Origin of the sequence: Hymenobacter mellowenesis (assembly GCF_030581005.1) — a bacterium.
Classification (GTDB): Bacteria; Bacteroidota; Bacteroidia; order Cytophagales; family Hymenobacteraceae; genus Hymenobacter; species Hymenobacter mellowenesis.
The window spans coordinates 99005-106605 of the sequence record NZ_JAUQSX010000019.1 but is presented as its reverse complement, the minus strand read 5'-3'; the positions used below and the strand labels follow the sequence as shown (position 1 = coordinate 106605).

Annotated in this window: 10 protein-coding genes; 2 read left to right on the top strand and 8 right to left on the bottom strand. The window is 58.4% G+C overall.

All coding sequences use genetic code 11. The annotated features are described in order from the left end of the window. Positions 1-15: 15 nt before the first annotated feature. From Q5H92_RS25200 to Q5H92_RS25165, 8 genes are all read right to left on the bottom strand, one after another. The gene (locus Q5H92_RS25200) at positions 16-447 is read right to left on the bottom strand and encodes a DUF2971 domain-containing protein (RefSeq protein WP_305014349.1); all 432 of its coding nucleotides are present in this window, start codon (positions 445-447) and stop codon (positions 16-18) included. 114 nt (positions 448-561) lie between these two features. Continuing rightward, positions 562-981 (bottom strand): type II toxin-antitoxin system VapC family toxin, encoded by a 420-nt coding sequence (locus Q5H92_RS25195; RefSeq protein WP_305014348.1) that lies wholly within the window; start codon positions 979-981, stop codon positions 562-564. Beyond that, the gene (locus Q5H92_RS25190; protein ID WP_305014347.1) at positions 978-1217 is read right to left on the bottom strand and encodes a hypothetical protein; all 240 of its coding nucleotides are present in this window, start codon (positions 1215-1217) and stop codon (positions 978-980) included. The genes Q5H92_RS25195 and Q5H92_RS25190 overlap by 4 nt, the downstream gene beginning before the upstream one ends. Positions 1218-1526: 309 nt before the next feature. After that, positions 1527-1970, bottom strand: a complete 444-nt coding sequence (locus Q5H92_RS25185) for a PIN domain-containing protein (protein WP_305014346.1) — start codon at positions 1968-1970, stop codon at positions 1527-1529. Continuing rightward, positions 1967-2248: a hypothetical protein gene (locus Q5H92_RS25180; RefSeq protein ID WP_305014345.1), complete on the bottom strand. Its 282-nt coding sequence runs from the start codon at positions 2246-2248 to the stop codon at positions 1967-1969. Before Q5H92_RS25180 ends, Q5H92_RS25185 begins: the two co-directional genes overlap by 4 nt. A gap of 59 nt (positions 2249-2307) precedes the next feature. Continuing rightward, the gene (locus Q5H92_RS25175) at positions 2308-2571 is read right to left on the bottom strand and encodes a Txe/YoeB family addiction module toxin (protein WP_305014344.1); all 264 of its coding nucleotides are present in this window, start codon (positions 2569-2571) and stop codon (positions 2308-2310) included. Beyond that, positions 2568-2789, bottom strand: a complete 222-nt coding sequence (locus tag Q5H92_RS25170; RefSeq protein WP_305014343.1) for a type II toxin-antitoxin system Phd/YefM family antitoxin — start codon at positions 2787-2789, stop codon at positions 2568-2570. Before Q5H92_RS25170 ends, Q5H92_RS25175 begins: the two co-directional genes overlap by 4 nt. 377 nt (positions 2790-3166) lie before the next feature. Beyond that, entirely contained in the window at positions 3167-3742 is a 576-nt protein-coding gene (locus Q5H92_RS25165; RefSeq protein ID WP_305014342.1) for a hypothetical protein, read from the bottom strand. Between the two features lie 772 nt (positions 3743-4514). Here Q5H92_RS25165 and Q5H92_RS25160 point away from each other — a divergent pair. After that, positions 4515-5156, top strand: coding sequence for a T9SS type A sorting domain-containing protein (locus Q5H92_RS25160; protein ID WP_305014341.1), 642 nt, complete (start codon positions 4515-4517; stop codon positions 5154-5156). A 384-nt stretch (positions 5157-5540) separates the two neighbouring features. Beyond that, entirely contained in the window at positions 5541-7571 is a 2031-nt protein-coding gene (locus Q5H92_RS25155) for a T9SS type B sorting domain-containing protein (RefSeq protein WP_305014340.1), read from the top strand. Positions 7572-7601 lie beyond the last annotated feature (30 nt).

Here is a 7601-nt window from a genome sequence, read left to right as displayed (position 1 = left end):
TTCATCGTGCAGGTGTCAGGTAGTGAAAATACGCTTTTCTCTACTCACAACTGGCCTCCTATTTAGGGAAGCGTACAAATTCAATTGCTTTTGCAACACGCTTATATCATAGCCAACGCAGAAACCTTTATGAGAGGCGGCATAATGGGCCCAAAGCAAATGATGGTCATAGCTTTTTGACAGTGAAAATACTCCGAGTTTAACTGTCGAGTCAATCATCTTATCAACCTGACTCAATAGACCTTTAAATGAATCACGGGTCTCCAAATCATTAGACACGCCAAAAATCTTGAATAAGAGGTCAAACTCTTTCTCAAGACCAACTCTATCTGAAATTGCTTCACATGGGTCGTTGAGTGACTCTATGTTTGCCGCCCAAAAATAGTCTTGTTCAAGAGCAACAAGGTCGCGGTCAAATTCGCCACCTCTGTATTTGTAAACCATCATTAGAAATGTAAACCATCATTAGAAATCGACTGAGTTGTATCCTAAACTTAGCACGAAGTCGCTACACAGAAGCCTCCGTTTCTTCTGCGGCGGGGGCAGCGGGCGGGGGGTGGACTACAGATTGTCAATCCAGTTTTCCAGCGGCAGATTTGCCAAGCCGGCGAAATGGCGGGTATTGCGCGTGACGAGCGTGAGGCCGTGAGCCACCGCCGTGCTGCCGATGAGAATATCAAAATCATCAATTGGCCGGCCGCTGCGCCGCAACGCCGATTTCTGGTCGGCGAATATTTCCAGCGCGGGCGCAATAGGCAGCACTTGCTCGGCAAACAACTCCCGAAACTCCGCTACTTGTTGATGCTGGCGCGCCTGCCAAACCGGGGCGCTGTTGGCTGCGCCAAACAGCAGCTCTGCAACGGTGATTTCTGAAATGAAGCATCGCGCCAAACCGATTGCGGCAAGCCGCTCGTTGAGCCGGTATTCTCCTCGTAGAAAGTGGACGCAAATGTTGGTATCGAGCAAATAGCCTGCGCTCATAGCTCAATATCAGGGCGGTTGCTCTGGCGGGATTCCCGCAACATCTTGTTTATTTCATCCCCAGTTTCATCCGACTGCCAAGAGCCAAACAAGGCCATAAATCGACGCTCCCGTTCTTCTAGTGAAATCTTCGCTGCTGGCGAAGCCGTGGCTTTTACGCCAAGTCGCTGCGCCAGACTCAGCAGCAAGTGCAAGTCGGAGTCGTTGGTTGGCTCTAAGATGAGTGTGGTAGTCATAATGGGCAGATGCTGAATGACGAAACGAAACGGTGCTGCTTCTACAGCTAAAGTTACATAGAAGGTTCAGTTTCTTCAGCGGCGGGGGCAGCGGGCAGGGGGCTGCCGTGGGACAGAAGCTGTGGTATCGTTCTAGCGGCGGGGGCGGCGGGCGGGGTGGTGGCCGTTGGAGAGAAGCTCTAGTATCGTTCCAGCGGCGGGGGCGGCAGGCGGGGGGGGGGCTGGGGCCGTTGGCGAGAAGCTGGGGTGTCGTTCTAGCGACGGGGGCGGCGGGCGGGGCGGTGGTAGTGGGTTGGGGCTGCCGTAGGGCTACTGGCTGAGACTTATTTGTCCTGCTAGGTATTCGGTGACCCAATCCTCCAGCACAATGCCTTGCATTTCGGCAAAATGACGGGTGTTGCGCGTGACAAGCGTGAGGTCGTGCGTGAGTGCAGTGCTCCCAATAAGCATGTCGAAATCTCCTTGCAGCCGGCCTATATTCTTCAGGTGTGCTTTCTGTACGGCGTAGGTTTCCAAGGCACTTTCGAAGGTCAGGATACGCCCGCTGAAAAGTTGCTGTAGCTCAGCCAGATTCTGCCGGTTCCTTGGCTGGCGGGTTGGAGCGCTATTAGCAATACCGTAGAGCAATTCCGCAATGGTAATGCTACTGATAAAGCAACGGGGCAACCCTACATTATCAATCTTAGCCGCAAGGTCGAACTGCCCATTGATGAAGTGAATGCAGATATTCGTGTCAAGTAAAAAGCGGCTCATAGATTCACTTCGCGCGGCTCGTCGCGGCGGTCAGCGTAAATCTGGCGCACCATTTCATCCCCACTCACATCCGATTGCCAGCTACCAAATACCTTATACAGCAAGGCCTTTTGCTCGGCTTCGGTTAATTCATCGGTTGCTTCAGCCGCGATAGGGCTGACCTGCGGCTCAGGGCGCAGACGCAAGAAGCGAGCCGTGAGGCCTGGCAAGCTTTGCAGCCGCTGCATAAACGCGGCCGCTTGCTCGTCGGGAAACTCTAATTCGAGGGCAATTTTCATAGGTCTAAGTTACGCAGAAGCTCTAGTTTCTTCAGCGGCGGGGGCAGCGGGCGGGGGGGTTATTTATCCCCGTAGTGGAAGCGGCAGGCAGCAATGCGCAATCCGTCCTCGGCGGCTTTGTACACCAAACGGTGTTCGTGGTTAATGCGGCGCGACCAGTAGCCACGCAGGTCGCCTTTCAGCGCTTCGGGCTTGCCCGTGCCCGCAAAAGGGGTGCGCTGACACTCTTTCAGTAGCGTGTTGATTTTGCGGAGAATGGCGCGGTCCGTTTCCTGCCAATAGAGGTATTGCTCCCAAGCGGCTTCATCCCAAATCAGCCTCATGCGTCGATGAGGTCGTGTTGCACGCCCTTGCCGCTCTCCAATCGCTCAATGGCATCCTTCAGGGTTTTCGCATTGGCTGGATTGCTTAGCAGATACTCCGTTTCGTCCTGCGGCTTGGCTTTCGTGCGAGCCGGCGTGGCTTTCACAAACGGCAGGCTTTGCAGCAACTCCATCATGAAGGCCGCTTTGTTATCAGGAATTTCCAACGTGATTTTCATACTATCCAAAACTACGAAGTTTCCGCTTAGTTCCTGACGCCAGCTTACTGCTACTGTAGAAGCTTGAGTTTCTCTCAGCGGCGGGGGCGGCGGGCGGGGGGTAGTGGGGCTGCCGTGAGGCAGAAGCTGTCGTATCGTTCCAGCGGCGGGGGCAGCGGGCGGGGGGGCCGTTGAGGAGAAGCAGTGGTATCGTTCTAGCGGCGGGGGCAGTGGGCGGGGGGGCCGTTGCGGGGAAGCTGTAGTATCGTTCCAGCGGCGGGGGCGGCGGGCGGGCGTGGTGCCCATCACGCAGGAAAGGAGGTCGAGTTTCCTGATTTGAGTGGCTGTGCAGACGTCCAAGCAACAGGCCCCCGTACGGGTTGAATGGGCTGAATGGGTTAGGCCAGCCGGCGGTGCTGGTTCGCACTGTCGGCGCTGGCCCGCCGAAATAGCAGGCCCGCGCCGGCCCAGAGGGCAGCAAAAGCCGCGTTGGCTCCCAGCACGTTCGCGAGGCCCACCTGAGGTTCGGCGGTCGCACCGGCGGGTTTCCACAGGAAGAGCGCAATCATGGTGACTGCCACGTACGTTAGCGCCGCCGCGAACATGGCGTTCGACATGCCGAGCGGCCGAAAGCGCGCCACAAACGCCCCAATTAGGGCCACCGCGAGCACCGCTACATACAACCCATTGACGGGGTTGTCTTCGCTGCCTACCAGCCCCACCGCCATATTGGCCCACACCAGTAGTAGCCCGGCGGCCACCGCCACGGCCACGGCCAGCCGGTACGCTGTGCTGTTCGCCTTTTGCGCTATCAGTACGAACGTGACGCCCGAACCGAATAGCAGGCCGCCTGCCACCAGAAAATCGAGCCCGGTCCAGTTTACCTCCGTGCTAAACCGCATGGCCACAAAGGGTACCAGCAACAGGAGCGCCGTGGCAATGGCCACAAAAAGGAAGCTTTTGGGAAGGTTCATCACGGTTGAGTTTTGATTGTTAAACGATTAAATAACTGCAAAAAGCGGACACCGAACCCGTCGCCGGACAGCCCCTCCCCTCGGTGGGATGCAGTGAATCGGCACACCACAAAGTAAACAAAAGAACTTTGCATTACAAAGTTTAACAATAATTTATTCCTCAGCGCGGGGCTGGTAGCGACAAGCAGCCGTTCTGCCTGGTCAGAGCCGACGGGCACTGCTTTGAAGAATGTCCGGCATATAATGTCCTGCGAAGGCTCCAAGTGCCCCGCCGACAGTTGCGGAAGCGTGGGTTCTCCGGTGTCGTTGTTGCCAATCGGGGCGGTTTTCCGGGGCAGCCGACAGCCAGCAACAGGCTGCCGAGCAGTATTGAGGCCCTGACTAAAGGGGACGCACCCGAAGCTGGGAGAAGTAGCATGCGTTTCTACGCAAAGGAGCAACTGGATGCAGCAGTACATTGCCTACTGGATGCTCAATTTTTGATAGAAATCAGCTGTTGCCTAAACCCATATTAGTGGGGTGAGAAACGCAAAGCCTAGGTGTCTGTCGCTCCAAGCGGCATTATAACGCGGCTGTGCTACGCTATACTATCTGATTGTGAGACACATTACATAGCAAACAGGCCTTTGGCCAACCCATAATCCGTTGCGGTTATGTCATTGAGCAAACGTTTTTTGTTGAAAATAATGCATCTCACTTGCTGAACAGACGGTAAAATCGTTTTATTTTTGAGGCAAAATTTTCTAACCAACATTTTTCAAAATCCCACACCATGCAAAATTTTACTGTTAAGTTGTGCTTGCTGCTCGCCTTCCTGTTCTCGGCCTCCGTGTCGATGGCACAGATTACGACCGTCGGCATCATCGGTTCCTCCACTGCCAACGGCTGGAACTCCTCGACGGCTATGACCCGGACCACCACCACGGGCAACGACTGGACCATTACGCTGCCGCTGACGGTGGGCGCCGTGAAATTCCGCGCCAACGACGCCTGGACCATCAACTGGGGCGCTAACGCTTTCCCCTCGGGCACGGGCGTGCAAGACGGTGCCGACATTCCCGTTGCGACTGCAGCTCGCTACGTCGTCCGCTTCAACAGCTCCACGGGCGCCTACCAGTTCACGGTGGCAACGACCGCCACCCGCGCCAACAACGACACCGCGCTGAAACTGGCCCTGGCCCCCAACCCCGCCAGCAGCACGGCCCACGTGGCTTACACCCTGCCCGCAGCCGGCACGGCCACCGTGACGCTGCAAAACATGCTGGGCCAAACGGTGCGCCAGTTCGCCCCGGTGAGCCAGGGCGTGGGCGCGCAGGAGCAGTCGGTGTCGCTGAACGGCGTTGCGGCCGGCTTGTACCTGGTGCGTCTCCAAACCGAAAAAGGCGCGCAGACGACCCGTCTGGTGGTCGAATAGCTTTTCCCATTGGGTAATTGCCCCGGCGCGGGCACGAGCTACTGGCTCGTGCCCGCGTTTTTTTTTGCGGGGCAGGCGGCGCATTAGCCGAGCCGTTCGGATTCGTGATGCTGGCAGGTGCTCAAATGGGGCCACATGCCAGGGGAAACAACCGGGCGCTCCCGGAACTTCGTCTGTGTACACAGGTTGCCATAAGAGCAACAGGATTTTGCTTGAAAAGGCTGGTTCTATCCGGCGTTCCTGCTTTTATCCGAGGTCGCGGCGCGCCTGGCAAGACGTTTTAAAGCAGCGGGTTACCCAATTATCAACGCTTGATAATAGAAGAGGGCGGACTTTCGTTGGAAGTGCTTTAACTTGGGTGCCTTCCACTAATTCTTTTCCACGATGCGTCTTTTTCTACCGTCTCTGGGGCCGGCATGCCGCGCTGCCCTGCTGCTGACTGCCTGGCTGGTGCTGGGCCTGAACTCTGCTTCCGCCTCGCACCTGGTGGGCGGGGAGCTGACGTATAAATTCCTGGATGGCAACGGCCCTAGCGACCGGCCCTACCGCTACGAAATAACGGCCCAGATTTATTTCAGCAAGGAAGCCAGCTCGTACGCGCCCGACGGTACGTCTAATATCATCGTTACTTTCTATAACAAGCCCCCTAGACCCGTGCTGGTGGCAACGCTGGACATTCCCCGCAGCAGCTTCGCGGAAATTACGGCGCCCACGCCGCCTGGTTGTTTCCAACAAGAGCCCCGCGTGACGCTGGCCCGCTACGTGGGCATCGTTGAGCTGCCCGTGGTTGCCAACGGCTACATGGCCGTTTTCTCGGCCAGCTCCCGCAGCCCGGGCATTGTGAATTTGCTCGCCCCCCAAAGCGAAACCATGACCCTGACCGTGGACATGACGCCGGGCACGATGCGCAACTCCTCGCCCACGTTTACGGACAGAGCCGTGGTAGCTACCTGCCTCGGCGACAACAGCTTCGTACTCAACAACGCTTACGACGCCGACGGTGACCGCCTGCAGTACCAATTTGCGCAGCCCATGGGTGCCGTGGCCACAAATAGCCTTGGCGCGCCATATATCCGGTACGTTGACTACGCCAGGGGGTATTATTGGAATGCTCCTTTCGGGACTGGGGGCATCAACACCATCGATGCAATTACGGGGCTTGCCCGCTATTACTCCCCTACGCAGGGGACTTTTTTGTTGGCCATCGACGTGCAGGAATATCGCCGCATCAATGGCCAGGAGGTGCTGCTGGGCACCACGCGACGCGACATTCTGCTGGTGGTGCGGGCGTGCGCCGGCGGCGTCAACACCGCGCCGGCTTTCACGCCCGCCAGCGTGGCCCAAACGTATTATCAGGTGCAGGAAGGGCAGTCGCTGGGGTTTGACGTGACGGCCTTCGACACCCCCGGCCAGCCCCTGACCATGAACGTAAGCAGCGCCCTGCTCGACGGCCCGGGCGGCATCGACGCCACGCTCAACGGCCAGGTGGGCGCGGTGGCCGTGGGCCTGCCGGCGGGCCGCGTTGCGGTGGCCGGGGCCGGCACCCTCACGGGAGCCTTCCGGCTGCGGGCGGGCTGCGGGCTGGCCCGGGCCACGCCCTACGACGTGGTGGTGACCGTGACTGACCAAGCCTGCAACAGCCAAAGCGTGGTGGCCGTGTTTCGAATACTGGTGACGCGGCCGGGACTGGCCGTGAGTCTGTCTGGCGAATCGGTGCTGTGCGCCGGTGCCACGGGCACTTACCGCGTGGTGGGGCCGGCGCTCGCGGTCTACAACTGGACCGTGTACGGTGGCCGGCTGGTGGGCCCCACCAATGGCGCTACCGTGCAGGTGAAATGGACCGCCGGCGTGCCGAGCCGGCTCACGCTGCGCGGCACCACGCCCGCCGGCTGCTTCACCGATTCTGTTTCGTACGCCGTGAACGTGAGGCCCGGCCCCGTGGTGACCGGGCCGCTGGTTTACTGCCGCCAGCGCAACACCAACCTGCCGTATCGCATCGAGGGACCGCAGCTGGCCTACCAGTGGAGCATTGCCAACGGCACCATTGTGAGCGGGCAGGGCACCAACGAAGTGCAGGTCGACATTTCCGAAGGCCTCACGGCCACGCTGGAGGTAGCCGGCCCGGGAACCTGCACCCGCGAACTCCGTGTCGGCCCGGATAACACCTGCCTAGCGTTTTTCAACGTCATCACCCCCAACGGTGACCGGCAGAACGACTGGTTTGTGATTGAGAACGTGGAGCGCCACCCCAAAACGGCCCTGACCATTTTCAACCGTTGGGGCCGCCAAATCTATCAATCGGCTGATTACCAAAATACCTTTGGCGGAGAAAACGCCGGCCCGGGCCTGCACTACTACTTCTGCCAGCTGGCCGATGGCACCGTGTACAAGGGCTGGTTTGAAATAATCCGCTGAAAAGGCCCGCCGGCCCGGCAGAAGAACCCT

What these genes read in the sequence shown, in the direction of transcription:
- Q5H92_RS25200 (WP_305014349.1), bottom strand. Translation starts at nt 447, where the DNA reads ATGATGGTTTACAAATACAGAGGTGGCGAATTTGACCGCGACCTTGTT.
- Q5H92_RS25195 (WP_305014348.1), bottom strand. Translation starts at nt 981, where the DNA reads ATGAGCGCAGGCTATTTGCTCGATACCAACATTTGCGTCCACTTTCTA.
- Q5H92_RS25190 (WP_305014347.1), bottom strand. Translation starts at nt 1,217, where the DNA reads ATGACTACCACACTCATCTTAGAGCCAACCAACGACTCCGACTTGCAC.
- Q5H92_RS25185 (WP_305014346.1), bottom strand. Translation starts at nt 1,970, where the DNA reads ATGAGCCGCTTTTTACTTGACACGAATATCTGCATTCACTTCATCAAT.
- Q5H92_RS25180 (WP_305014345.1), bottom strand. Translation starts at nt 2,248, where the DNA reads ATGAAAATTGCCCTCGAATTAGAGTTTCCCGACGAGCAAGCGGCCGCG.
- Q5H92_RS25175 (WP_305014344.1), bottom strand. Translation starts at nt 2,571, where the DNA reads ATGAGGCTGATTTGGGATGAAGCCGCTTGGGAGCAATACCTCTATTGG.
- Q5H92_RS25170 (WP_305014343.1), bottom strand. Translation starts at nt 2,789, where the DNA reads ATGAAAATCACGTTGGAAATTCCTGATAACAAAGCGGCCTTCATGATG.
- Q5H92_RS25165 (WP_305014342.1), bottom strand. Translation starts at nt 3,742, where the DNA reads ATGAACCTTCCCAAAAGCTTCCTTTTTGTGGCCATTGCCACGGCGCTC.
- Q5H92_RS25160 (WP_305014341.1), top strand. Translation starts at nt 4,515, where the DNA reads ATGCAAAATTTTACTGTTAAGTTGTGCTTGCTGCTCGCCTTCCTGTTC.
- Q5H92_RS25155 (WP_305014340.1), top strand. Translation starts at nt 5,541, where the DNA reads ATGCGTCTTTTTCTACCGTCTCTGGGGCCGGCATGCCGCGCTGCCCTG.